The following is a 22,522-nucleotide window of genomic DNA, read 5'->3' on the forward strand; positions in this document are numbered from 1 at the left end:
CGGCGGGCATGGGGGTATTTCATCCTAGGCGTGTTTTTGTTCGAATTCTCGCATGTACGCCACCAACGCCTCCACACCGGCGAGCGGCATGGCGTTGTAGATGCTGGCGCGCATGCCGCCTACCGACTTGTGGCCCTTGAGCTGCAACAGGCCGCCGGCCTTGGCGCCGGCCAGGAAAACGTCGTTGCGCGACTCGTCGCGCAGGAAAAAAGGCACGTTCATGCGCGAACGGCAATCCTTGCCGACCTTGTTCACATAGAACTGCGAACCGTCGATCGCGTCGTAAAGCAGTTGCGCCTTGGCAAGGTTGCGTTTTTCCATGGCCGCGATGCCGGTGGCCGAGCCCTCTTTCTGGCGCTTGAGCCATTGAAAGGTCAGGCCCGCGATATAGATGGCGTAGGTGGGCGGCGTGTTGTACATCGACTGGTTGTCCGCGACCGTCTTGTAGTCGAAAGCGCTGGGGCAGGCCGGCAAGGCGTGGCCGAGCAGGTCCTCGCGGATGACCACCAGGGTCACGCCGGCGGGGCCGAGGTTTTTTTGTGCCCCGCCGAACGCCAGGCCGACGCGGGACCAGTCGACGGGCCGGGAAGCCACGTGGGACGAGAAGTCAATCACCAGGGGCGCGTCGCTCCCCAGGGCTTTGAGGTCCGGCAGGCTCTGAAACTCCACGCCGTTGATGGTTTCGTTGGTGCACAGGTGCACGTAGGCCGCATCCGGCCGTAGCTTCCAGCCCGAAGGGGTGGGCAGCAGCGTGTGCCCGTTGTCAGCATTGCTGGCGGCGACCTGCACGTCGCAGTACTTGCGCGCTTCTTTTTGCGACTTGTCGCTCCAGCTGCCGGTCACCACAAAATCGGCGGAAAGCCCGCGCGAAAGGTTCAGGGGGACGATGGCGTTTTCGGCAAGGCCGCCGCCCTGCATGAACAGGATCTTGAAATGTGCCGGAATGGCCATGAGTTCGCGGAAATCGGCTTCGGCGGCTTCATAGATGGAGATGAATTCCTTGCCGCGATGGCTCATCTCCATCACGCTCATGCCGCTGCCCCGCCAGTCCAGCATTTCGCCCGCCGCCTGCTGCAAGACCTCCTCGGGGAGGTTGGCAGGGCCGGCGGAAAAATTGAAGGGACGGGTCATTTCTTCGCGGGTGGCTTGGCTGCTCCGGGGGCAGGGGCGGTACCGACGATCTTCACCGCGGTTTCGTCGAACTGCTTGATACGCGCCACCACGTCGGTGCGCGAGGCCTCGACCAGCTTTTGCACGAAGACGTTGCCGAGTTCAGGCGCCGTGGCCTGGTATTTTTTGATGGCGGGAGATTCAAAGAAGGCGGCGATCTGCTGCAGTTCTTCCAGGGTGAAACGCTCCGCATAGGCGGGCACCAGCGACTCGGTGCTGACCTTGCCGACCTGCTTGCCGATCAGCTGGCTGGCGTCGTCGGCGTACTTCTTGAGCTCGGCATTGAGATCTTCCGAGGCTTTCTTCTGCTTGGCCTTGGGGACGTTGGCCTCCAGCTGGGGGCCCCATTTCATGATCAGCTCCTGGGCCGTGCTGCCAGCCAGCTGGCCCACCAGGCGGTCGAGCTCGGGGCCTTGCTGCAGGGCGACCACTTTTTTGGCCAGTTCGGTTTTGGGGTCGGTCTGGGCGTGGACTACGGCGCCGCAGGCCATGCCGGCGATCGCGAGGGTGGTGATCAGTTTTTTCATCAATTGCTTTCCGTGTTGGAGGCGTCTGTGCCGGTGTCGTTTTCGGTGTCGATATCGTCCAGCGTGGCATCGTTTTCGACGATGCGCTGCAGGCCGCTTAATTGTGAGCCCTCATCCAGGCCGATCAGAGTAACACCCTGTGTCGCCCTGCCCATCTCACGGATTTCACTGACGCGCGTGCGCACCAGAACGCCCTTGTCGGTGATCAGCATGATCTCGTCGTCGACGTGGACCAGCGTGGCGGCCACGACTTTGCCGTTGCGCTCGCTTTGCTGGATGGCGATCATGCCCTTGGTGCCGCGGCCGTGGCGCGTGTACTCTGTGATGGAGGTGCGTTTGCCGAAGCCGTTCTGGGTGGCGGTCAGCACGCTTTGCTGCTCGTCCTCGGCCACCAGCATGGCGATCACGCCCTGGCCGTCTTCGAGCATCATGCCGCGCACGCCGCGCGCGTTGCGGCCCATGGGGCGCACATCGTTCTCATCGAAACGCACGGCCTTGCCGCCGTCGCTGAACAGCATCACGTCGTGCTTGCCGTCGGTCAGCGACGCGCCTATCAGGTAGTCGCCCGGATCCAGGTCCACGGCGATGATGCCGGCCTTGCGCGGGTTGCTGAACTCGTTGAGGGCGGTCTTTTTCACGGTGCCCATGGAGGTGGCCATGAAGACGTACTGGTCGGCCGGGAAGCTGCGCTTTTCACCGGTCAACGGCAGGACTACGGTGATTTTTTCGCCTTCCTGCAGCGGGAACATGTTCACGATCGGCCGGCCACGGGAGCCACGCGACCCTGCGGGTACTTCCCAGACCTTGAGCCAGTAGAGCCGGCCGCGATTGGAGAAGCACAGGATGTAGTCGTGCGTGTTGGCGATGAAGAGCTGGTCGACCCAGTCGTCATCCTTGGTGGCGGTGGCCTGCTTGCCGCGCCCGCCGCGTTTTTGCGCCCGGTATTCCGACAGCGGCTGACTCTTGATGTAGCCGGTGTGCGAGAGCGTCACCACCATGTCGGTGGGGGTGATCAGGTCTTCGGTGCTGAGGTCGAAGGAGCTGTGCTCGATGTGGCTGCGCCGCGCACCCAGCTTGGTCTGGCCGAACTCCAGCTTGATCGCGGAGAGCTCCTCGCCGATGATGATGGACACGCGCTCGGGTTTGGCCAGGATGTCGAGCAGGTCGTCGATCTCGGCCATGACTTCCTTGTACTCGGCCACGATCTTGTCCTGTTCCAGGCCGGTCAGGCGCTGCAGGCGCATCTGCAGGATTTCCTGGGCCTGGGTTTCCGACAGCCGATACAGGCCGTCGTTGCCCATGCCGAACTCCTTCTCGAGGCCGTCGGGGCGGTAGTCATCCGCGTTGACGATGCCGCCGTCGGCCCGCGTGCGGGTGAGCATTTCGCGCACCAGGCTGCTGTCCCAGGGGCGCAGCATCAGTTCGGCTTTGGCCACGGGCGGCGTGGGCGCGTTGCGGATGATGGCGATGAAGTCGTCGATGTTGGCCAGGGCGACTGCCAGGCCTTCGAGCACGTGGCCGCGTTCGCGGGCCTTGCGCAGCGTGAACACCGTGCGGCGCGTCACCACTTCGCGGCGATGCGAGAGGAAGACCTGGACCAGGTCTTTCAGGTTGCACAGTTTGGGCTGGCCGTTGACCAGCGCCACCATGTTGATGCCGAAGGTGTCCTGCAGCTGGGTCTGCTTGTAAAGGTTGTTCAGCACCACCTCGGGCACTTCGCCGCGCTTGAGCTCGATGACCAGGCGCATGCCGGACTTGTCGCTCTCGTCCTGGATATGGCTGATGCCTTCGATTTTTTTCTCGTGCACCAGCTCGGCCATGCGCTCCTGCAGCGTCTTCTTGTTGACCTGGTAGGGCAGCTCGTCGACGATGATGGACTGGCGCTGGCCCTTGTCGATGTCCTCGAAGTGGCACTTGGCGCGCATCACCACCTTGCCGCGGCCGGTGCGGTAGCCGTCCTTGACGCCGTTGATGCCGTAAATAATGCCGCCCGTGGGGAAGTCCGGCGCCGGCACGATTTCCATCAACTCATCGATGGTGGCCTCCGGGTTCTTCAGCATGTGCAGGCAGGCGTCGACCACTTCGTTGAGGTTGTGGGGCGGGATGTTGGTTGCCATGCCCACCGCGATGCCGCCGGATCCGTTGACCAGCAGGTTGGGCAGCCGGGTCGGCATGACCAGCGGCTCTTGCTCGCTGCCGTCATAGTTGGGGCCGAAGTCGACGGTTTCCTTGTCCAGGTCGGCCAGCAGTTCATGGGCGATTTTCGACAGGCGGATTTCCGTATACCGCATGGCGGCCGCGTTGTCACCATCCACGGAGCCGAAATTACCCTGGCCGTCAACCAGCAGGTGGCGCAGGGAAAAGTCCTGGGCCATGCGCACGATGGTGTCGTAGACCGACTGGTCGCCGTGCGGGTGGTATTTGCCGATCACGTCGCCGACGATACGGGCCGACTTCTTGTAAGGCCGATTCCAGTCGTTGTTCAACTCGTGCATCGCGTACAGCACGCGCCTGTGCACGGGCTTGAGGCCGTCTCTGGCATCGGGGAGGGCCCGGCCCACGATCACGCTCATGGCGTAATCGAGATAGCTGCGCCGCATTTCCTCTTCAAGACTGATGGGCAGGGTTTCTTTAGCGAACTGGGTCATGAGCGGCCTGGTTGGGATTTCGAGATTCTTGAGGAAAGCCAGCGATTTTAAGGCTTGAGTTTAAAGCGCCTACCTGTGGCGGGGCAGCAACAAATGCTCAAGAATCTTATGTCCGTGTCAGACGAAGCCGATAGCGTGCTTGAAGGTTGAGACAGGTGTGGCACAATCGATGTAACGCTTTGAGTGATGGTCACTCACGGCGTGTAAATTACTAATCGCAGCAAGTCTGCGGCTTTTCTCTAGAGGAGAACCATGAAGAAACTCAACAAAGTGGCAATGTTGTTTGCTTCCGCAGCGCTTGTTACCGCCGCTGGTGCACAAACTATCGACAACTGGATGAACGGCAATCGTGAGCTGGTCTGGAAAAACGGTACCAACGAACTGTGCTGGCGTGATGCCAACTGGACGCCTGCTACCGCAGCGCCTGGTTGCGATGGCGCAATTGCCCCTGCGATGGCTCCTGCTGCTCCTCCGGTTGCTGGTCAGCCTGCGCAGCCCCCTGTTACTCCTACCCCTCCTCCTCCTGCCGCAACGAAGGTTACCTACGCTGCTGACGCTTTCTTTGACTTCAACAAGTCTGTGATCAAGCCAGAAGGCAAAGCCAAGCTGGATGACCTGGTCGGCAAGATCAAGGACATCAACCTGGAAGTCATCATCGCCGTGGGTCATACCGACTCCGTCGGTAGCGATGCTTACAACCAGAAGCTGTCGGTTCGTCGTTCGGAAGCCGTCAAGGCATACCTCGTGTCCAAGGGCATCGAGAAAAACCGCGTCTACACTGAAGGCAAGGGCGAGAAACAGCCAGTTGCTGACAACAAGACCGCCGAAGGCCGCGCCAAGAACCGCCGCGTCGAAATCGAAGTGGTTGGTACCCGCGCCAACAAGTAATCCTTCGGGATCGCTTCAAAAACCGCGCCCAGGCGCGGTTTTTTTATGCCTCAACGATAATGCCTCATGTCTACAAGTGATAACTTTGACCCCGCCGAACTGGCCAAATTCTCCGATCTCGCCCATCGCTGGTGGGACACCGAAAGCGAGTTTCGCCCCCTGCACCAAATCAACCCGCTACGCCTCGGCTGGATTGACAGCCAGGTTCCGCTCAAGGGCCTGCGCGTGCTGGACGTGGGCTGCGGCGGCGGCATTCTGGCCGATTCCATGGCCCGCAAAGGCGCGGAAGTCCTGGGCATAGAYCTGGCAACCAAGGCGCTGAAGGTCGCCCAGCTCCATGCGCTGGAAGCGCAGACCGAGGGCGTGCAATACCGGGAAATCAGCGCTGAGGCGCTGGCGGCCGAGCAACCGGGTAGCTTTGACGTTGTCACCTGCATGGAAATGCTGGAGCACGTGCCTGACCCCTCGTCTATCGTCAAAGCCTGCGCGGCAATGGTCAAACCTGGCGGATATGTGTTTTTCTCCACCATCAACCGCAATGCCAAGGCCTTTCTGTTTGCGATCGTAGGAGCGGAATATGTGCTGAACATGCTGCCCCGCGGCACCCATGAGTACGCCAAACTGGTCAAACCCAGCGAACTGGCCGGCTACTGCCGTGCCTCGGGGCTCTCGCTGCAACAGACTCGCGGCATGGAATACAACCCTTTGACGCGCCACTACTGGCTCAGCGCCGACACCAGCGTCAATTACCTGCTGGCCACCCAGAAAAACTGAAATCCCGGGTGACCCCCTCAAAAATTCACACTCCCGACATGTTCCAAGACATCGCTGCCGTGCTGTTCGACCTGGATGGCACACTGATAGATAGCGCGCCCGACCTGGGCGCCGCGGCCGACAAGATGCGAACCGACAGGGGGCTGGAGTCGCTCCCCCTGGCGCTTTACCGACCCATGGCGGGCGCGGGTGCGCGCGGCATGATTGGCGTTGCCTTCGGCCTGACGCCGGACGATGCCCGTTTTGCCGATCTCAGGGAAGAGTTCTTCCGCAATTACGAATCCCGCATGACCGAGCACACCACGGTGTTTGACGGCGTGGCCGAATTGATCGCCGACATCGACCGGGCTGGCTTCTACTGGGGCGTGGTGACCAACAAATCAGCCCGTTTTACCGTCCCGCTGACCAAGGCGATGCCGCTCTTCAACACAGCCCGGACCATCGTCAGCGGCGACACCACGCCGCACGCCAAGCCGCATCCGGCGCCCCTGCTGGAGGCGGCCCGCCAGCTTGATGTCGCCCCCGAACGCTGTATTTACGTCGGCGACGACGAGCGCGACATTGTGGCTGGCCGAGCTGCCGGCATGCCTACGGTGGCAGCCGCTTACGGCTACCTGGGTAAAACCGCCGACACTGGAGGCTGGAAAGCCGACGCGACCATCGCCGTTCCCGGCGCACTCTTGAATTTGCTGCGAATGGCGTAAACTAGGCCTCCTGGGGCTGCATTGGTTTCGACGTGGGTTCGGACGCGGTGTGGTGCATGTCGAGCTGAGTGCGCTCGTAAAACAGATTCAAACAAACTAACTGCAAACGACGAACGTTTCGCACTCGCTGCTTAATTGCCAGTGAGCTTTACAACAGCAGGCCGATGGGCTGGGCAAGGGGTGTTTAGCGCAAGTTAAACGCTCCCGGCTGTAAAGATAATTTCATCGGCTGGCTCCGGGCTGGGTACCTTAACCCGGGGCGAGAAAATAGGGTGCTGGCGTCCTGTGTAGCGTGCGACTGCGCGACACAGGTGGCGAGACTCAAATCAGACCGCTAAACATGTAGATCTGCCCGAACAAGGCTTGCGGACGGGGGTTCAAATCCCCCCAGCTCCACCATATATCGATCTGGCACAGTCCAGAGTAGTCCAAAAAGACCGGCTTTCTCCTCTGAAGCCGGTCTTTTTTTGTCTGTAGTCGTCCAGTACGATTCGTTGACATCCCGGCTCAAAAGGGGGAACAATGCGGGGAACAAAGCCTGTTTTCTGGGCTTTCAAGGACTCTGTTCCCCATGTTGACTGAAATTCAATGCCGTAACGCGCAGTGCCCTCCAGAGCGCACGCGCGCCCGTTTTACTGATTCCGGAGGCCTATACCTCGAGGTGGCGCCGAACGGATCTCGTCGCTGGTTTTGGAAGTACCGACGCGATGGGAAAGAGGGGCGCATGGCGTTCGGCAGCTATCCGGAGGTATCTCTCAAAGCCGCGCGAAATGCTCGTGATGCAGCGAAGGCCCAGAAAGCAATCGGAATCGATCCTGTCCAGGCCCGAAAGGTGGCCAAGCTGACGGCAGGCAATCCGAGCGGCGAGTCATTTAAGGTCGTGGCCTTGGAATGGTTTAACAAGCAGAAGCCGTTATGGAGCGAAGGGCACGCTACCAGGTCGCTTCGCCAGCTCGAGCGCGATTTGTTCCCCTGGGTGGGGGAACGGCGGATGAAAGAAATTGGACCGACCGAACTTCTCGCCACGTTGCGCAAGACCGAGGAGCGAGGTGCCATTGAAACTGCCGACCGGGGCTTGATGCTCTGCCGGCAGGTTTGGCGGTACGCGGTTGCAACCGGCCGTGTGGACCGGGACATAACAGGCGACCTCAAGGGTGCTCTGACGCCTTACCGCGGAACTCACTTTGCGGCCATCACGGATCCCGTCGAGTTCGGCGATCTGCTGCGCGCTATCAAGCTCTATAAGGGTGGGCCTATCGTCCGCGCGGCGCTGCAGCTGGCTCCGCTGCTGTTCCAGCGCCCTGGTGAGCTGCGCGCAGCGACGTGGTCGGAGATTGATCTGGAAGAGGCTCTTTGGACTATTCCTGCCGAGCGGATGAAGCGCGGCAAAGACGGTAAGGAGTTTGGTGATCCGCATCTGGTGCCGCTATCACGCCAGGCTATCGAGATTCTGAAAGGCCTCCATGGGTACACCGGGCAGGGTGTAATGGTGTTCCCAGGTGAGCGAAGCCACGAGCGCCCCATTTCAGAAAACAGTGTTCGCACAGCGTTGATCGCTATGGGCTACTCCTCAGACATTCATACGTGGCACGGCTTTCGAGCCACTGCCCGCACCATGTTGGCTGAGCGCCTGGAGATCGACCCGCTGATCATTGAGGCCCAGCTTGCACACGCCGTGAAAGATGCGAACGGCCGGGCTTATAACCGGACTCAGTATTTGAATCAGCGGCGGAACATGATGCAAGCTTGGGCGGACTACCTGGACAAGCTGCGGGAAGGTGGCAAGGTAGTGCCGTTGAAGGCGGCCTAAGGGTATCCATCTTTGCAATCAGCCGAGAAGCCTGGATACTCCGGGGTATACCCACCAATAATCATCCCACCTATGATCCCAAGTACAGAATGGCGCCGGACCTTCATCACGGCCATCCAGCAACTCACCGCCGGCGACATTGTCAAATTCCCGATGACGGAGTGGGCAATCAAGGCTCAAGCTCAGCATGGGCATCGCAACCCGGTTGAGGTGGCGCACGAAGTGTGGAGCGGCCGGCCGTACTAACGCCGGGAAGCTGATCACGGGTCAGATAAACGATGTTCGAAGGAACCATCGCCGCACCGGATTCGCCTTAAGTTGGTTTAGTCATATGTTCCGCAACGCACGGAAAGAAGTGACCCAAGCCCAAATCATCTTCCGCTCACAGTGAGGTGACCGCTAGTGGCAGGAGGGGCTGCCAGCGCCGAGCGATGACACAACACGACACAATTTTCAGGGGATGGCTCTGAGAGTGCGCATATTGCCCGGAAAAACAGGCCGCCAGCGCTGCCGCAATGGGCGCATACTGGTTCATGATGCTCTACATCACGACATGAATGCCGCCCAACGCCTGTGCTTGTTCAAGCCCGGCACACAGCCGCCGCCATGGCCTCACCAACCATGACACTGGGATTGCGGGCGCGAATCATGCTGCTGGTGACGCTCGCCGCGCTGTTGCCGGCCACAGTCGCACTGGGCTTCCTGTTCAAACAGCGCGACCATGACATCACCCAGGCCGGGCACAACCTTGCCGCGCTCGCGCGCACCGCAAGCAATGAACTGCGGGCAAAAATTCAAGGCACCCACCAATTGCTGTTCGGGCTTGCCCAGTCCCGCGAGCTTGATGGGGAGGAGCGCGGCGCCTGCTCGGCCTACCTTGCCGAAGTGCTGAGGCAGCATCCGCAATACACCAGCATTCTCACCATCAAGCCGAACGGCGACTTGCACTGCGACTCGCTGCGCACCGGCCGCAAGCTCAACCTGGCAGACCGAGTCTATTTCCAGCAGGCCTTGGTGTCCCCGGCGCCGGTGCTGGAGCCGGTCATTGGCCGCCTCACGGGCAATGGCGTGGTGCAGGTGGCCCAGGCCTCGCGCGACCCGCAAGGCAAGGTGCGGTTCGTGCTGCTTGCCTCCATCAACCTGGAACAGTTTTCGCGTGAGGTCGTGGGGCTACAGCCCTATTCCGACACGGCCGTTACCATATTTGACCGCGCTGGCATCGTTCTGGCTTCCCGCAGCACGCGCGTCGGGGCGCCACGCGCCAACCGACCCGTGGCAGGAAAATCTTTAGCCGATTCCGCCCTCGGCCGATTCGCCATGAACGGGCATAACGGTGATACGGCCGAGTTCGTTGGTCCGGCGGGCGTGCGGCGGGTCTGGGCCTTGGGTGCGCTGCCGCCGCCATGGGATGCAGGCGTCCTGATCGCGCTAGGCGTGCCGACCCAGGACCTGGCGGCCGACGCTGAGCGCCGCGCACGGATCGTGCTCGCTGGCGTCGTGGGCGCAGCGCTGCTGGCGCTGCTGCTTGCCTGGTTGCTTGGGGAGCTGGGGGTCCGCCGTCCGCTGGGCCGGATCATGAAGGGCACAGCCCGGTTCAGAAAAGGTGACCTGGATGCGCGCATCGGGCCGCCCTATCCGGCCGGCGGAATCGGCGATCTGATGCGGGCCCTGGACAACACCTCCAACCAGGTTCAGACGCAGCAGAAGGAAATCCATCACCTCAATGAGGGGCTGGAGGAGCGTGTGCGGGTCCGCACGGCGGAGTTGGAAACCGTTAACCAGGAACTGCAGGCGTTCTCGTACTCCTTGGCGCACGACTTGCGCCAGCCGCTGATTACCATCGGCGGGTTCTGCGGCAAGTTGCGCACCACCTTGCAGCCCGGCGCAAGCGAGTTGCAGGACCACTGCCTGGGACGCATCCAGGCAGGCGTGCAGAAGATCAACGAGTTGTCGGATGCCATGGCGTCCCTGGCTCGTCTCTCACACCCCTATCTGGCGAGTGGCGCGGTGGACATCAGCGCGATCGCCAGCGCCGCGCTTGCGGCCTGCCAGCAGCGTGATCCCGACCGCCTCGCCATCATCCATGTTCAAGCCGACCTTCAGGCCACTGCGGATCCCGCTATGCTGACGCTCGCCATCCATCACCTGGTCGACAACGCCTGGAAGTTCACGCGTGGACAAGCTCGCACGGAGATCTCCGTCGATTGTGCACGCTATCCTGATGGCACACTGATCTTCCATGTCAAGGACAACGGCGTCGGGTTCGAGATGGCTCATGCCGGAAAGCTGTTCAGCGCCTTCCAGCACCAACATCTTGGTTCAGATTTTCCGGGCACCGGGATCGGCCTGGCGAGTGTGCACAAGATCGTCACGCGGCACGGCGGCAAAGTCTGGGCAGACTCCGCGCCAGGAGAAGGCACCACGTTCTACTTTACGCTGGGAATGCAACCACATAGCCCTCTGGCGACTCTGCCGCATCCGTTCACGGCCCCCGAATAAAGAAGGTCTGATGGTCAGATGGCCACCTGCTGTCGCACGCCGTTGGCTTCCTCCATATTCTTGCCCTGCCCGCGTGCGATGAACTCGCTGCGCTCCATCACCAGATAGTCGTCGGCCAGCTACCAGATGCAAAGCGCGAATGGCTTTTTGATGCCATCGGCATCATTGCAACTAATGTGGCTCCAAGCAGAAACAAAAAAGCCGCCCAAAGGCGGCTCTTTGTCTTGGCGGAAACGGACAAAAAAGAGCCCGGATTAACCGGGCTCAACCTTTTTGGAAATTCCAGATGAGAGGTGCGATTGCAGCAATCGCCTACTGAATCTAACCAAGCTCCGCCCCGCGTCTTGTAGGAAAAGACCGCGTTACCAAAGCTGTATGGACACGAACACGATAGTCGCCGCGGCAGCGGTCAATGCCATTGCCACAACCATATCGACAACGCTTGCCCGGCCACTTCGCGTGGAATGTTCATCATCAGCGGTAAAGCTCGAATCACTCATAGTCAACTTTTAAAAACGGTGCGCGCTAGCATTGTTGGAAGATATCTGTGCCTTGCTTCCGTTGCAGCCCTTGAACTAAAGTCTTCAAGACTTATGAGGTGTCTTGTCGAACTGGTGAAGTCGGTTGCGTCGTGCTGCCTAGGTCACATCAAAGGTCCATCGTTTGGCTCAGGCGCATCGTCATGCGCGGGGTCAAACCCGTTGGCCTGCGCACGACTGAGCCGTGCAGCACTCCGCTTCAAGAGTTTTTCCGTGTCCAGGACGGCCCTGGCGCCTGGTGGCTTGCACAACCATCGTTCTCTGGAATATTCGAATTTCGCCTTGGCTGTGTTGCGGAACTGATGTGCCGTGGTGCCTTCGACTGTCATGCCCAGGCTGTTCATCGCAATAACGGTCGGGTTCAAAAGTGCCGGTAGCAATTCATTGCGGGTGCCCGGCTCCAACAGGAGCGCCTGCAGATCTGTGCGAGGGCCGTCTGGCCAGCGCCTCCGGATGATTAACTCACCACGCTTAGGTCCCGCACGCAGCGCCTCCACCGGGTCGCCACCCTTGCCGCCGAGAATGTAGACATCGAAAATCACTGTATGAATATACAGCAAAAGTACTCGTCGGCGGAGATGTTTTGAATCAAAATACTGTACATAAATACAGTATTCTGCGATAAGATTTCTTCCATGGAAACGCTTTTACCAACCCAATGGATCGCTCAATGTGCAGAGCGTCTGCACCAGCGCTGGACCACCGTCGATCTTGCGATGCTCGAAGAGGTGGCAATGGATTTATGGAAGAACACCGAGTACCGAACGATGGAGCCCATCGAAGCTGCCGCAAGTTGGCTCACGCCAATTGCTGAGCATCCACCGGAACCTCAGTAACTCAGGCGCCAGCGTATCGCGATACGTCTCATCCAATTAGAGGAGGCGCCCGCCCTAGGCACCTGTCACCATCTGTGACGAAGGCTGGAGACACCATGAAACTGTTCTGCGCGCTCGCGCTGCTATCGGCAATGCTCTCGGGCTGCGCTGTTCCGACGACTGGCGTTGTCCCTCGAGGTGATGACATGTACACAGTCACCAGGCAAGGCGGATCATTCCTCGTGACGACTGAATCACTCAAGATTGCGGCCATCCAGGAAGCCGACGCCTATTGCACCTCCAAGGGGAAAAAATACAAGTTCATGTACAACAAGGACATCCCAGCTGGCGCGCTCGGCCGCTGGCCTGAGAGCGAAGTCCTGTTTAAGTGTGAGTGATCCGCACCTGCGCGGCCCGTGGGAATCAGAGGAGACCAGAATGAAAACGATAGTCGCAATCGCAGCTTTGTTGGCGTCGGGATTTGCAACGGCCGCGGAAATCTTGCCGCAGCAGGTGCCGAGCGGCGCGCTTCAAGGCCTGAGCGCTTTAGGTAAGGCGCCAACCATCGAGGCGGCCGGTCGCAAAGGCAGCAAGAGGGTGGGCGGGTCCGGCAGGGGCGGAAAGGGTGGGCGATACGTTGGCGGTCGCAAGTAATACGGCGCCTTGATCAGTAGGCTGACCCAGCATGAACAAAAAAGAACTCGCTTTGTGCGGTGTGGCCGTGATCCTCTTACTGGTATTTGCGTGGATGGTCCGTTGGCAGCTTGTTCCGATTTCCGCAGATACCACGCGTATCTATCTGCTTGATCGCTGGACCGGGCGCTTATACATCGTGCAGGTTGATGAAAAATCCTTGGTAACGGACCAAAAATAAATCGCACCGCGGCTCTTTGGGGCTATAGGAGGTTAAGGATGGCGACCGAAGAAGAGTTGAGAAGAGATGCCAGAGTGACGCTGATGGAATGCGTTGAAAATAGATTCCCAGAGCGGCAGGTATATCGAGATGAGATATTGCGTGAATTGCTAGCCGCATCCATCAAATGCGACTCATATTTTCTGGCGAAGCTCTCATTTGCATGGCGCGATAAGCAAGAAGCTCTGAAGCAGATCGCAGATGATGAAGGTGTTTGGGCCAGAGTTGACGATCTGATGGAAGGGCTAAGCTATACCGTGATGAGGTATCCGGACGATGGAAAGGCGCTTGGGAGATGGAATTTTCAGCCGACAAATAAGCTAGACCATAGACAGGAAACAGACGAAAGCGCCAGTCTCCAAGAGCTTTCGAATTGTTGTCGGGCCTATCAACAAAGCTGGTGGGCTAATAGTCCCATACTTGAGATATGGCTCATGCGGCAAATGATCTTCGCGGAGACCTATTCTCTTGGAAGAGAGTTGGGAATTCCTCCAAGCAAAAAAATGTTGGCCTGGATGTGGGGTAAATCACTCGCTAAGTGGCTTATTGGTTTGGGTGCGGCTGTCGCTATTGGGAGTGCGCATGGTGCGGCGTTCGGTATCTTCGTCTACGCCGTTTGGCTTTGCCTTGCTCGATATCTGGCAAACGATAAAGTAACGGAATTGACCACCAGGATCAACCTCTTCTCATCGATGCGGGCATGCTATGTACTGGCGTTACGAAGCCAACCATGCCCTGCGGAGTTAAGCGATGCGCTTTCACGAGCCGAAAATGTCATGGCGGTCTGGCCCGATGGTTTGCGCAGCCTTGTCGAAACTCAACTGCAGAAAAACCGGGCTCGCTGGGTGTGACGGTCATGCAATTGTTCACATGCCTCAATCCCGAGTGTGGAAAGGTTTCACCCAAAGGTGAAATGCACCATAGCGAGGGACACTATTTTCTGATTTGCTCGCATTGCGGTGCTCACCACAGGCTTGTTCAGCGGCCGACGCCACCAGGGGCGCCTATCGAATTTGAAATTTCGGGGTTGCTTAGTTAAAACGGGCCCAGGTGGACGGGTTGTCTGGTGGTAACACGGTGCTACCGCCGAATCTTGATAGTGGATAGTCGCGTGAGCCGACTAGCTACCCGCGCCCGCGGTAACTAACTCTTGCGCTGAGCCAAGCTCCAGATCGTTGCGCCAATCTTCATCAGCGCCTCCACATCGCGCTCGTAGGAATCACTCACCGGGTCTAACTTGTCGATCATTGCCGAGATTGCCGAGATAGCATCCTCCGGTGCCAGTGTGCCGCCGGTTTTGGCCAGTTCCACCACCGCGAGCATGATCTGAGTTCGGTTCATGCCTTGAGTTTGCCGCTGGGTTGTGACAATTTCAAGCGGGCAGTGGCTTTGCTATGCGCCGCTAAAACCCTTATCTTCCAGCAGGATGTGCATCTGATGATTCAGAGCAACCAGCCTGTCGGCCAACTCGACAGCCTTGCCTGGAACTTCCTCTACTAAATATGTCCCAGTAGACATGCCGTTATAGGTGAATTCAAGGAAATGAGCAAAGCCTGGTGGGATGCCTAGTGCCTCTTGCCGGATTGCGGTTGAGATGCTGTCATACAGTTCTGGCTTTGTGACCAACACGCCGCTTTGATGCGCCCTGGCAACGTAGTTGCCTCGAGCCTCCTTGTCGATATCGATGGTCAGAATCAGTGGGTGTGTCATTGGACAACCTGAAGTCATGAGCTTGCTACTCTACAGGTTTGTGACTGCTCAGCGTCAGCGAGGAAACCAGCGCGCTACCGTACCGTGGCGCCTGAAACTCGCAGGAGAAATAACGGAGGTTTCCGCTTGTGGCCAGGGCTAGGACCGTCTGATACTCAGACTCAGATAGAGTAACGCGTGCTTCGATAGCGGGCTTGGCTTTGAGAATTACCCCCACGCTTAGTATTTCCGCTTTCCCAAGGTCTGGCTTTCCTGGCATCAACAAAATATCAACCTGTGACACGCCCTTTATATCCCTGGAGAAAGTGCCCAAGACGGTGATTGATGGCCTAGCATCCCGTTCCGGTGCCTTCTGATACTCGTCAAGAAGGCGCGTCTCCTGGCCTATGACAAAGTTATGCGCCCACACCTCCGCGCGCCACCCTGTTACTTCGCCCTCGCGAGTGAGCATCTCCCTCTCTTCAGTCTTCTTTTTGGTCATGGCCATTTCCCTCGTTCGTAGAGTTCACCAGAGCTGCTAGGCGTCCCGGTGTTGGGTCCTTTTCCGCGGCTACTTGCAAGGCCCATAATTTCCAGGCCTGTAGCGCTGGTTGCTGCGGATCCACCGCCTGACTGACTAGACCCGCGACGTAGGCGCGGACTTGCTGGGCCTGATGCCAGGTAATGGACTCTGCTAGCAAAATTTCGCGGCGCTTGACTTCTTCAGCTTTGACTTTGGCCTCTTCCTCGCGCTGACGAAGAAGTGCCTCCCAGGCCACACGTTGGACAGCTTCTCTTGCCCGCTTAACCTCGTCTTCCCGTCTTCCCTCACGCTCCTTCACGACAGAGCGATACAGACGAGTGAACACTTCGCCTAGGCGGGTCTCAATTCTTGCCGAGTCCTTATCTGTCAGTTCGTACCCGTCAAAGGAATAGAGGCCCATAACGAGTGCCAGTCGATCTGTTGGAATCTTTTGGGTCTGTGAGCCGAATGAGAAGGCTTCTCGCTTTTTGATTAACTCACTATCTTGCCGCTCCCGAATTGCGAAATACAGCGTGGTCTTCTCCAGATCGATATGAAAACGCCCATGCTCATCGTGAACACCAACGTCACAGCCTCGTCTCTCTGCGGCAAAGAATAGGGCATTGACAACTGCGAGGGCGCGCTCGTACGTCAAAGAGGAAACGCGGAGGTAATTCGCCTTATGAGTGTGAAGGAGAATTCCCGCATCCAGGTCCCTCCAATATAGGGAGCCCAGATCAACCCCAGGCTTCGCTAACTTTGACCGCCGGATTCTGTCTGCATCGCGCGCTGCAAGCTGTTTCTTATGGTCTTTAGCTGCAGCCCTGTAGGCATCCCGAATAGGAATAAGGCATCTATGCCAGCGAGCCGGCTGAGCCTCGAAGACGATTTGATTCTCTGTCCGCTCTTCAAACGCAAGTTTTTCCTTAAGCCAGGCTGCATCCTCTTCTCGTTTGAATTCGATTTTTGGCGGTGGAGGTGGTCGGCTAACAAATGTGGTGACCTCTGCTTCGGCCGGCAACTCGGTCTTGGCCACATCTTGACCGGCCTCTACCCTGGCCCAGTGACCCACTTTGGGCAGCGGAATATTCATCGCTTTGCAGACCTTGCGGATGCCGTTGTCCGACATGCCGTACTTCTCACCGAGCTTGGTTAAGGGGGTGGACCACACCTCCTCGTAAAGCGCTACTCGCTCAAATTCAATCTCCATGCTTGCTCCTGGATAACCGAACACTGAGCAATCCTACCGTTCGTCGGAACACATTCCAAGTGGCTTGTGATGGTTGAATGGTAGTATTACCATCAAACAATGGAAAAATTAACCGGTCGTGGTGGCCCTGGAAGAGGGCAAGGGCGCAAGCCAAAAGGATTTAGCGAGGCTATGCAGCCCGTAACCATCAAGCTGACTGATGAGCAGCGGGAAAAACTGCCCAAGTTAGGTGGCGCCGCCTGGGTGCGTCAAAAGATAGACAGAGCGAAGTTGCCAGAGGAATAACCGCCATGCCCTGCAGCGGTTAAAGCAGGGCGCAAAAGACGACGGCCAAGGTGGTGGAACACCCTGACCGTCTGACCACAACTCACTGGATTGGAGTGAATCATGGCTACCCGTAAGTATCTCACCAATGAACCGTCTCCCCAAGAAGCACTCCGTGCGATTGATGAGCGCGAATTGATCGTTAAGGTAACTCCTCGCGAGCGCACAAGATGGGAGGGCACTGCAGCCCAGCTCTCGGATGAAGGTCTTATTCCCAAGAAACTCGAATGGCCGACAGGGCGACGTGGCAAAGATTGGCACGCTGGCGGATTTTCATACTCACTTCAGCGCTGCCGGCCTGACGGCATCAAAGGGCCTATGTCGGTATGGACGAGCGGTGATTGGTGGGTGGTATGGAGGGAAGTGACCGCAGAACGAGGGGAGGGGCTAGCACCGGCAAGGCTCTTCGCGGCTCGCTGCGCTTACGAACATGCGCTCTGGAGTCAAACACCCGCGGCTAGGGTTCAATGGATGCGATACCGGATGGCTCAAGACCATGAGGAATTTCAGACCTTCCTCAAAAGGGCAACTGGTGAATTGGCGTGCACGCGGCAAGCGAGGAGCAACTAATGTCCTCACACCCTATGCGCGAAGCGATAGAACACCTTCTGGGCAATGAACCGGACACCCTAAAACGGGTGCTGGCCGTTATGGAGTCGGCGGCGACGACAGCGAAAAAGCCAGCACCAAATGTGGGCCCGATTCAACTGCAACTGACACCGACAATCCAGCGAAACTATGCGCGGCGGGAGGTCTTCGAATGTTTCAGACCAGAGCAGGCGGCAAGGATACTGTCTAACTTGACAGCGATTTTCTATGTGTCTGTAGAAGACGCTGAAGAGGTCTTGGAGGATGCCAAGGAACAGCGAGCCAAGTACGATGGGCCGCGCGGCGAGGTAATAGCGTGGAGCGCATTGATCAGGTGTCTTGCAAGGTTGATCGAGGATGAAAAATTCGGCGATTGCATTGACTTCCCTGGTGCGGAGAAAGTCATGGCGGAACGCCGCGCCGCCTCAGCGATATTTGCGGAGGGGGAACGTGTTGCGGTTTGGCGTGACGATGAGACTGAAGGGGAACTAGTCACGATCACGGGCGCATACAGCTACTACCGCGTGTGTATGGACAACGGCCCGTACATAAGTGATGGCGATAGAGTTGGCTATTGCCAAGGTTACGGGGCGCGCCGTGACAATGGGGCAGAAAACTTCTACTACGCGTGGCAGCTTGCCCCTATTGGCGAAAGCTACGGGCATTTGCGGCTGGTCAAGTAGCCTTTAATTATTAAGGTTATCTCTCGGGCTCAAAACATCCTCCTTGGTTGCAACAAAACATGAACAAACGAACGAAACATCCGGCCGATGATCCCGAATTTCTTAATGGACCTCTGGCAAAGTCAATGTCAGATTTCCATAAGAAGTGGCTCGCTCGCACGCCAGAGGAAGTTGCCGCTTCGAAGAAGAAGGCGGAAGAGTACTTTCAGGCATATCTCGCAGCAGATATATGGTTTCAGTTTTTCGATCCTTATCTGAGCCTATTCGCGAAGGAAAAGCCACAGGTTTTTGATCGCAACGGTAGGCGGCAGTTTGTGGATATCAAGGGAAAGCCGGTCTTGTTCAGAGATGACGCAGACGCTAGTCGACTTTTGAGTTTGGCAGCCGATGCAGCACAAGAGTTTTGGTACGACCTTGATGAGCCGCACTCCCTGACCAAAGAAGAGTGGAAAGAGCTCATCAAAGACGCCAAGCAAGAGATAAAAGAGATGAGGGCGGCCATACCCTGGGACAGACTTACCTTTGTGAACAACCTCGGTGAGCCAATGGCTAAAAGGGATTCAAGTGAAATTGACTCACTTGAGGTAGTGAAGATATTTCAACAGTTGATTCGCGATCATGGAGCGTCGGAGTTCGAGAGAAAAATTGTTCGTAAACTTCTTTGCTTGCTATGCCTCCGGGAGATCGATTCGGCCGTGTTGTCCGCTATACATTCCGATGCGGGGAGCGGGATAACAAGCGCGATTGAAGCTAGCGCGGCGCTTGCGAATGCAAAATCCCTTCGATCAACAGGCGCAAAGACATCATTAGATGGAAAAACAGAAGTCAGAGTTTCAACGCGTGCGGAGATAAGTGCTCATGCTCTGAAAATTCGAAATTCGACCCGGTACGCCGCCCAGGACTGGACGTGGAATGAGTGGGTAAGGATCGGTCAGTCCAACTACGCGAATGTGAAAGCAGCTTTTGCTCGCGACTACGTCGTGCCAAAAGTCCCGACGCTGTTTCAGACGGCCGCCGGGCGGCCGCTTGAAGTCACTCAGAAGCAAGTTGTAGAGGTCTGGCTAAAAGGGCCTCGTCCCGGGAGTGCGGAAACATGAAGGGCAATACCAAGCTATCCCCATGGTCTGGCGTTACGAGGGTGTCTATTGCTGAAGCAGCAATGTTGATCATTGGGAAGGATCCATGTCTTGAGGTATTGACCCGGGAGCAGGCTATGCGGGCCGGCGCTATCGAGCACGACGTGCGCGCTGCTGTTTCTCGGGCTGCGCGTGCAGCTTGGGAGCATGCGAGGTTTCTGGACATTCTTTCACTTACTAGCAATAAAATTTCCAACCACTCGCTCCTGCGTACCGTCGCGGTGTGGGATTTCTTCGATGACTACCGTTCATGTCTGGCTACGCGCGAACTACGCGAAAGTGTTGCCGCCGTGTCTGCTGATCCGGAAAATATCGCAATACTTACAGAGACTCGCCCTTGGTATACAGCGACTGTATTGGGCCAGGACCTGAATGGTTGGCTCCAAAGCAATGAAATTACTTCTCTCTTCTCGTTCCCGGACGCACAGCGCGTTGAGGTTGTAAGGGTAGGTGAAAATTGGAGTGCAAGAGAAGATCGACGGGCAGGTGGCTTTCAACATTTATCCGAAGAAGCGTTGGCATTGGCGGAAGAGGCGCAAGAGTACTGCGTCAATTTTTACGAGTGGTTTGAACTTGAGGATCAGCTTGGCCCGGCGAGTTCTTACTTCGGTCAGATGATTGGTGATGAATCTGGAATTGATTTGATTGCTTATGAAATGGCAAGCTTCGATCATTCTGAATGGCTACAGCTTGGAAAAGAAATTGACCTTGATGCGGCAATGCCACTATTGCGTTTGATTTGGGCGGATGCAGCATCAGCTCGATACCTTTGTGAGCAGACCGGGAATTGGGATGACATGTGGACCTCTGTTAACAAGGCCGTTCGATGGATGAGTGTGCTCAAAGGTATCGAGCTGATGAGTGGTCAAGAATTTCTGAATGCAACAGGTTCGGACGTCAAATCGGTTGCTGACCACGCGCGGGCGCTTGGTCGGGTCAATGGACTTGCGTCCCGTATCGCCCTTTATGCTGAAGCTCGCAAATGGATTTGGTCCAAATGGTTAACGCATTCTGCTGAGTACAAAAACATCAAATCTCGGTTCGCCAGGGACTATTGCCGACTTATCGCTCATGAATTTTCCTTCGCGGATGGCTCTGGACTCACTGTCTCCATTGACACCATCACTGAAGAATGGCTCAAAGGGCCTCCACCCGAAACGTTAGTGGAAGTTGAGACAGCGAATGAACTGGTGGATCAGCCGGCAGGCCATCACCCCCGGGCGTTTTGGCAGGTGGTTTAGTACACCGGTTTGCTTTCTCTCCCATGCAAACAGGCCTGTTTGCTAGCTGCGAGTAGCAAACCGGTGATGACAGAGATACCTGGGTGAATTCAAATCCAGCCATCGTTCACTACGGACCTTGGCAGCATGAATCAATCCAGCACGGTACAGGGCGCCGATCACAAGCCTCAACCCACTTACGCAGCTCAAGCGGTAGACGCCGTCCATCGTCGCGACTGGGCAGCCGCAGCTCGGCACTTCAGCCGGGCCGCGGCGGCCCTACCTCCTGACCCCCACGGCTCCGTCACAGCGGCAGAACTGATCTTCCGGCGCCAGGCCCACGTCGCCGGCTCGATGCACAAACGCCTGCAGTACTTCGGCCTGGAGCGGGCGTTCGTCATTCCCGAGAGTGCCCGGTAATGGTTGCTCTTACTCCAATTCGGCGAAATCGCCAAATGGTGAAACGCTTCATCAAGACTTGCTGTTATGGCCTGACCAAACTGGCGGGCATGAGCTCACCCACTGACCAAAACCTCAAACAGACCCTCGCCAAGGGGAAATCGGCGAATTCAGGCACATTTGTCCCGGATTTTGGCGGGCGTTCGACGGCAAACTCTTTGGCAAAGGAGTCGAAATGAACCAGCAGAGCTCACCCGCTGGCGGCCACCAGATGGACGACATGTCACTCAACCACAAGGAGAGTTTCTTTGCCGCGCCGATCCGCGTCGAGTACATGCAGAACGCTATCGACTACAAGGACATCGACACGACGCGAAGTTTTTTCAGTCTTCTCGACAAAGTCGTGAACCTCGGTAACCTGGGCGAAATCGTCAAGGTCAAAGACGGCTACGCACGCAACTTCCTGATCCCTTCGGGCCGCGCTCGCCGCGCCACGGAAGCCAACAAGGCCGAATTCGAAGCCAAGCGCGTCGAACTCGAAAAGGCTGCGGCCGCCAAGCTGGCCGAAATGCAAGCCCAGGGCGCAAAGCTCGGCGGCACCACCGTCAAGCTCACGCAAAAAGCCGGTGTTGACGGCCGCCTGTTCGGCTCCGTCACCAACCACGACATCTCGGCCGAGCTGACCAAGCAGGGCTTCCCTGTCGTGAAGTCGCAGATCCGCATGCCCAACGGCCCGCTGAAGATCGCTGGCGACCACGCCGTGACCGTGGCCCTGCACACCGACGTGGCAGTGGACAACACCGTCGCCGTATACGGCTGTGTGAGCACACCGAAAAACCAGGTACTAGGTCAAAACCGCATGAGAACTAGAAATCAAGGAAAGTTACCCACGACTTCCCGGCACATTCCCACCCGATTTCCCCCGGTTATCCACAGCGTTATCCCGCAGCGTTTTCGAATACGTGATTATCATGAGCACTGGATACAAGAACAGCCATTAGGTTGCAATTGAATCCGAAAAGTAAGAAGCCACCAGTGTGCAGTTGCAATGCACAAAGGCGGCTCCTTGAGTACCAAAACCTGAATCCTGATACCCGTCTGGTCGACGTTTATGAGGATACCACGGCAGGAAATTGGTCGTCCAGCATGGGCTTACCCCGTCCCGGGTGGTCCTGGTTGTCGATCTTTTTTCCGGCTGTGGCGGGTTTTGGCTTTTATCGAGTCCTTTAGAAAAGGTTAGAAATGCCAAGCCGACAAAATCCTCCCTCGGACAAACCCGAGACCCTCCTTCGACTGCCAAGCGTGCTTGCTAGGGTTCCAGTCTCACGCAGCGCCTGGTGGGCTGGTGTGAAATCCGGCCGTTACCCGGCCGGCGTCAAGTTGTCCAAGCGCACTACTTGCTGGCGCGCCTCGGATATTGAGAATCTGATTCAGTCCCTCGCGTAAGGGGGTGAGATGCATCC

The 22,522-nt window shown here is 57.6% G+C and carries 26 protein-coding genes, 1 other RNA gene and 2 pseudogenes; 20 read left to right on the forward strand and 9 right to left on the reverse strand.

What is annotated here, in order from left to right:
• Positions 1-24: 24 nt before the first annotated feature.
• The 3 genes from serC to gyrA are packed head-to-tail and all read right to left on the reverse strand — an operon-like array spanning position 25 to position 4,345.
• Entirely contained in the window at positions 25-1,131 is a 1,107-nt protein-coding gene (gene serC / locus AC1D1Y_RS04370) for a 3-phosphoserine/phosphohydroxythreonine transaminase (RefSeq protein WP_477681266.1), read from the reverse strand.
• Complete coding sequence (locus tag AC1D1Y_RS04375) at positions 1,128-1,697, reverse strand: DUF2059 domain-containing protein (protein ID WP_477681267.1); 570 nt, start codon at positions 1,695-1,697, stop codon at positions 1,128-1,130. The genes serC and AC1D1Y_RS04375 overlap by 4 nt, the downstream gene beginning before the upstream one ends.
• The gene (gyrA, locus tag AC1D1Y_RS04380) at positions 1,697-4,345 is read right to left on the reverse strand and encodes a DNA gyrase subunit A (RefSeq protein WP_477653593.1); all 2,649 of its coding nucleotides are present in this window, start codon (positions 4,343-4,345) and stop codon (positions 1,697-1,699) included. Before gyrA ends, AC1D1Y_RS04375 begins: the two co-directional genes overlap by 1 nt.
• Positions 4,346-4,597: 252 nt before the next feature.
• Between gyrA and ompA the strand changes: the two genes are divergently transcribed.
• The 7 genes from ompA (at position 4,598) to AC1D1Y_RS04415 (ending at position 11,020) form a co-directional block, all read left to right on the forward strand.
• Positions 4,598-5,233 (forward strand): outer membrane protein OmpA, encoded by a 636-nt coding sequence (gene ompA, locus AC1D1Y_RS04385; RefSeq protein WP_477681268.1) that lies wholly within the window; start codon positions 4,598-4,600, stop codon positions 5,231-5,233.
• A gap of 66 nt (positions 5,234-5,299) precedes the next feature.
• Positions 5,300-6,007, forward strand: coding sequence for a bifunctional 2-polyprenyl-6-hydroxyphenol methylase/3-demethylubiquinol 3-O-methyltransferase UbiG (gene ubiG, locus AC1D1Y_RS04390; protein ID WP_477681269.1), 708 nt, complete (start codon positions 5,300-5,302; stop codon positions 6,005-6,007).
• 38 nt (positions 6,008-6,045) lie between these two features.
• Entirely contained in the window at positions 6,046-6,711 is a 666-nt protein-coding gene (gene gph, locus AC1D1Y_RS04395; protein WP_477681270.1) for a phosphoglycolate phosphatase, read from the forward strand.
• 12 nt (positions 6,712-6,723) lie between these two features.
• Positions 6,724-7,110, forward strand: a transfer-messenger RNA (tmRNA) gene (gene ssrA / locus AC1D1Y_RS04400).
• A 172-nt stretch (positions 7,111-7,282) separates the two neighbouring features.
• Positions 7,283-8,521, forward strand: a complete 1,239-nt coding sequence (locus AC1D1Y_RS04405; RefSeq protein ID WP_477681271.1) for a tyrosine-type recombinase/integrase — start codon at positions 7,283-7,285, stop codon at positions 8,519-8,521.
• Positions 8,522-8,593: 72 nt separating this feature from the next.
• Positions 8,594-8,767, forward strand: a complete 174-nt coding sequence (locus AC1D1Y_RS04410) for a hypothetical protein (RefSeq protein WP_477681272.1) — start codon at positions 8,594-8,596, stop codon at positions 8,765-8,767.
• A 360-nt stretch (positions 8,768-9,127) separates the two neighbouring features.
• Positions 9,128-11,020, forward strand: a complete 1,893-nt coding sequence (locus AC1D1Y_RS04415) for an ATP-binding protein (protein WP_477681273.1) — start codon at positions 9,128-9,130, stop codon at positions 11,018-11,020.
• A 14-nt stretch (positions 11,021-11,034) separates the two neighbouring features.
• Here the strand turns inward: AC1D1Y_RS04415 and AC1D1Y_RS04420 are convergent.
• Positions 11,035-11,139: pseudogene (locus AC1D1Y_RS04420) on the reverse strand (ABC transporter ATP-binding protein); the annotation flags it as partial.
• Positions 11,140-11,663: 524 nt separating this feature from the next.
• Positions 11,664-12,119 carry a hypothetical protein gene (locus tag AC1D1Y_RS04425; protein WP_477681274.1) on the reverse strand — a complete coding sequence of 152 codons (456 nt, stop codon included), beginning with the start codon at positions 12,117-12,119 and terminating at the stop codon, positions 11,664-11,666.
• Positions 12,120-12,194: 75 nt separating this feature from the next.
• Here AC1D1Y_RS04425 and AC1D1Y_RS04430 point away from each other — a divergent pair, with 75 nt between their 5' ends.
• The 5 genes from AC1D1Y_RS04430 to AC1D1Y_RS04450 all read left to right on the forward strand — a co-directional run bounded on the left by AC1D1Y_RS04430 (position 12,195) and on the right by AC1D1Y_RS04450 (position 14,138).
• Positions 12,195-12,395, forward strand: a complete 201-nt coding sequence (locus tag AC1D1Y_RS04430; protein ID WP_477681275.1) for a hypothetical protein — start codon at positions 12,195-12,197, stop codon at positions 12,393-12,395.
• A 95-nt stretch (positions 12,396-12,490) separates the two neighbouring features.
• The gene (locus AC1D1Y_RS04435; RefSeq protein ID WP_477681276.1) at positions 12,491-12,772 is read left to right on the forward strand and encodes a hypothetical protein; all 282 of its coding nucleotides are present in this window, start codon (positions 12,491-12,493) and stop codon (positions 12,770-12,772) included.
• A gap of 40 nt (positions 12,773-12,812) precedes the next feature.
• The gene (locus tag AC1D1Y_RS04440; protein ID WP_477681277.1) at positions 12,813-13,028 is read left to right on the forward strand and encodes a hypothetical protein; all 216 of its coding nucleotides are present in this window, start codon (positions 12,813-12,815) and stop codon (positions 13,026-13,028) included.
• 31 nt (positions 13,029-13,059) lie between these two features.
• The gene (locus AC1D1Y_RS04445; protein ID WP_477681278.1) at positions 13,060-13,248 is read left to right on the forward strand and encodes a hypothetical protein; all 189 of its coding nucleotides are present in this window, start codon (positions 13,060-13,062) and stop codon (positions 13,246-13,248) included.
• Positions 13,249-13,286: 38 nt separating this feature from the next.
• A complete protein-coding gene (locus AC1D1Y_RS04450) occupies positions 13,287-14,138 on the forward strand; it encodes a hypothetical protein (RefSeq protein WP_477681279.1) in 852 nt (283 codons plus the stop codon).
• A 292-nt stretch (positions 14,139-14,430) separates the two neighbouring features.
• Here the strand turns inward: AC1D1Y_RS04450 and AC1D1Y_RS04455 are convergent, their stop codons facing one another.
• Genes AC1D1Y_RS04455 through AC1D1Y_RS04470 form a run of 4 tightly spaced genes read right to left on the reverse strand, consistent with a single transcriptional unit; the run spans position 14,431 to position 16,709 of the window.
• Positions 14,431-14,628: a hypothetical protein gene (locus AC1D1Y_RS04455; protein WP_477681280.1), complete on the reverse strand. Its 198-nt coding sequence runs from the start codon at positions 14,626-14,628 to the stop codon at positions 14,431-14,433.
• 51 nt (positions 14,629-14,679) lie between these two features.
• Positions 14,680-14,997, reverse strand: coding sequence for a hypothetical protein (locus AC1D1Y_RS04460; protein ID WP_477681281.1), 318 nt, complete (start codon positions 14,995-14,997; stop codon positions 14,680-14,682).
• A gap of 25 nt (positions 14,998-15,022) precedes the next feature.
• Positions 15,023-15,478: a hypothetical protein gene (locus AC1D1Y_RS04465; RefSeq protein ID WP_477681282.1), complete on the reverse strand. Its 456-nt coding sequence runs from the start codon at positions 15,476-15,478 to the stop codon at positions 15,023-15,025.
• On the reverse strand, positions 15,459-16,709 hold the full coding sequence (locus tag AC1D1Y_RS04470) for a hypothetical protein (RefSeq protein WP_477681283.1): 1,251 nt from the start codon (positions 16,707-16,709) through the stop codon (positions 15,459-15,461). Before AC1D1Y_RS04470 ends, AC1D1Y_RS04465 begins: the two co-directional genes overlap by 20 nt.
• Positions 16,710-16,808: 99 nt before the next feature.
• Between AC1D1Y_RS04470 and AC1D1Y_RS04475 the strand changes: the two genes are divergently transcribed.
• From AC1D1Y_RS04475 to AC1D1Y_RS04510, 8 genes and pseudogenes are all read left to right on the forward strand, one after another.
• Positions 16,809-16,994, forward strand: a complete 186-nt coding sequence (locus AC1D1Y_RS04475) for a hypothetical protein (protein ID WP_477681284.1) — start codon at positions 16,809-16,811, stop codon at positions 16,992-16,994.
• Between the two features lie 623 nt (positions 16,995-17,617).
• Complete coding sequence (locus AC1D1Y_RS04480) at positions 17,618-18,304, forward strand: hypothetical protein (protein WP_477681285.1); 687 nt, start codon at positions 17,618-17,620, stop codon at positions 18,302-18,304.
• A gap of 59 nt (positions 18,305-18,363) precedes the next feature.
• A complete protein-coding gene (locus AC1D1Y_RS04485; RefSeq protein ID WP_477681286.1) occupies positions 18,364-19,401 on the forward strand; it encodes a hypothetical protein in 1,038 nt (345 codons plus the stop codon).
• Entirely contained in the window at positions 19,398-20,681 is a 1,284-nt protein-coding gene (locus AC1D1Y_RS04490; protein ID WP_477681287.1) for a hypothetical protein, read from the forward strand. The genes AC1D1Y_RS04485 and AC1D1Y_RS04490 overlap by 4 nt, the downstream gene beginning before the upstream one ends.
• A gap of 126 nt (positions 20,682-20,807) precedes the next feature.
• Positions 20,808-21,080 carry a hypothetical protein gene (locus AC1D1Y_RS04495; protein ID WP_477681288.1) on the forward strand — a complete coding sequence of 91 codons (273 nt, stop codon included), beginning with the start codon at positions 20,808-20,810 and terminating at the stop codon, positions 21,078-21,080.
• Between the two features lie 38 nt (positions 21,081-21,118).
• Complete coding sequence (locus AC1D1Y_RS04500) at positions 21,119-21,298, forward strand: hypothetical protein (protein WP_477681289.1); 180 nt, start codon at positions 21,119-21,121, stop codon at positions 21,296-21,298.
• Positions 21,299-21,393: 95 nt separating this feature from the next.
• Positions 21,394-21,876: pseudogene (gene rplI, locus AC1D1Y_RS04505) on the forward strand (50S ribosomal protein L9); the annotation flags it as partial.
• 425 nt (positions 21,877-22,301) lie between these two features.
• Positions 22,302-22,505 (forward strand): helix-turn-helix transcriptional regulator, encoded by a 204-nt coding sequence (locus AC1D1Y_RS04510; protein WP_477681290.1) that lies wholly within the window; start codon positions 22,302-22,304, stop codon positions 22,503-22,505.
• Positions 22,506-22,522: the final 17 nt, after the last annotated feature.

It is taken from the genome of Polaromonas sp. P1_G1 (assembly GCF_056405595.1).

Coding starts and splice junctions, on each gene's coding strand:
- AC1D1Y_RS04475 (WP_477681284.1), top strand. CDS start 16,809: ATGGAAAAATTAACCGGTCGTGGTGGCCCTGGAAGAGGGCAAGGGCGC.
- AC1D1Y_RS04455 (WP_477681280.1), bottom strand. CDS start 14,628: ATGAACCGAACTCAGATCATGCTCGCGGTGGTGGAACTGGCCAAAACC.
- AC1D1Y_RS04450 (WP_477681279.1), top strand. CDS start 13,287: ATGGCGACCGAAGAAGAGTTGAGAAGAGATGCCAGAGTGACGCTGATG.
- gph (WP_477681270.1), top strand. CDS start 6,046: ATGTTCCAAGACATCGCTGCCGTGCTGTTCGACCTGGATGGCACACTG.
- AC1D1Y_RS04510 (WP_477681290.1), top strand. CDS start 22,302: ATGCCAAGCCGACAAAATCCTCCCTCGGACAAACCCGAGACCCTCCTT.
- AC1D1Y_RS04435 (WP_477681276.1), top strand. CDS start 12,491: ATGAAACTGTTCTGCGCGCTCGCGCTGCTATCGGCAATGCTCTCGGGC.
- ompA (WP_477681268.1), top strand. CDS start 4,598: ATGAAGAAACTCAACAAAGTGGCAATGTTGTTTGCTTCCGCAGCGCTT.
- gyrA (WP_477653593.1), bottom strand. CDS start 4,345: ATGACCCAGTTCGCTAAAGAAACCCTGCCCATCAGTCTTGAAGAGGAA.
- AC1D1Y_RS04470 (WP_477681283.1), bottom strand. CDS start 16,709: ATGGAGATTGAATTTGAGCGAGTAGCGCTTTACGAGGAGGTGTGGTCC.
- AC1D1Y_RS04465 (WP_477681282.1), bottom strand. CDS start 15,478: ATGACCAAAAAGAAGACTGAAGAGAGGGAGATGCTCACTCGCGAGGGC.
- AC1D1Y_RS04490 (WP_477681287.1), top strand. CDS start 19,398: ATGAAGGGCAATACCAAGCTATCCCCATGGTCTGGCGTTACGAGGGTG.
- AC1D1Y_RS04415 (WP_477681273.1), top strand. CDS start 9,128: ATGGCCTCACCAACCATGACACTGGGATTGCGGGCGCGAATCATGCTG.
- AC1D1Y_RS04375 (WP_477681267.1), bottom strand. CDS start 1,697: ATGAAAAAACTGATCACCACCCTCGCGATCGCCGGCATGGCCTGCGGC.
- AC1D1Y_RS04480 (WP_477681285.1), top strand. CDS start 17,618: ATGCGCGAAGCGATAGAACACCTTCTGGGCAATGAACCGGACACCCTA.
- AC1D1Y_RS04495 (WP_477681288.1), top strand. CDS start 20,808: ATGAATCAATCCAGCACGGTACAGGGCGCCGATCACAAGCCTCAACCC.
- AC1D1Y_RS04405 (WP_477681271.1), top strand. CDS start 7,283: ATGTTGACTGAAATTCAATGCCGTAACGCGCAGTGCCCTCCAGAGCGC.
- AC1D1Y_RS04445 (WP_477681278.1), top strand. CDS start 13,060: ATGAACAAAAAAGAACTCGCTTTGTGCGGTGTGGCCGTGATCCTCTTA.
- serC (WP_477681266.1), bottom strand. CDS start 1,131: ATGACCCGTCCCTTCAATTTTTCCGCCGGCCCTGCCAACCTCCCCGAG.
- AC1D1Y_RS04440 (WP_477681277.1), top strand. CDS start 12,813: ATGAAAACGATAGTCGCAATCGCAGCTTTGTTGGCGTCGGGATTTGCA.
- AC1D1Y_RS04485 (WP_477681286.1), top strand. CDS start 18,364: ATGAACAAACGAACGAAACATCCGGCCGATGATCCCGAATTTCTTAAT.
- AC1D1Y_RS04430 (WP_477681275.1), top strand. CDS start 12,195: ATGGAAACGCTTTTACCAACCCAATGGATCGCTCAATGTGCAGAGCGT.
- AC1D1Y_RS04410 (WP_477681272.1), top strand. CDS start 8,594: ATGATCCCAAGTACAGAATGGCGCCGGACCTTCATCACGGCCATCCAG.
- AC1D1Y_RS04460 (WP_477681281.1), bottom strand. CDS start 14,997: ATGACACACCCACTGATTCTGACCATCGATATCGACAAGGAGGCTCGA.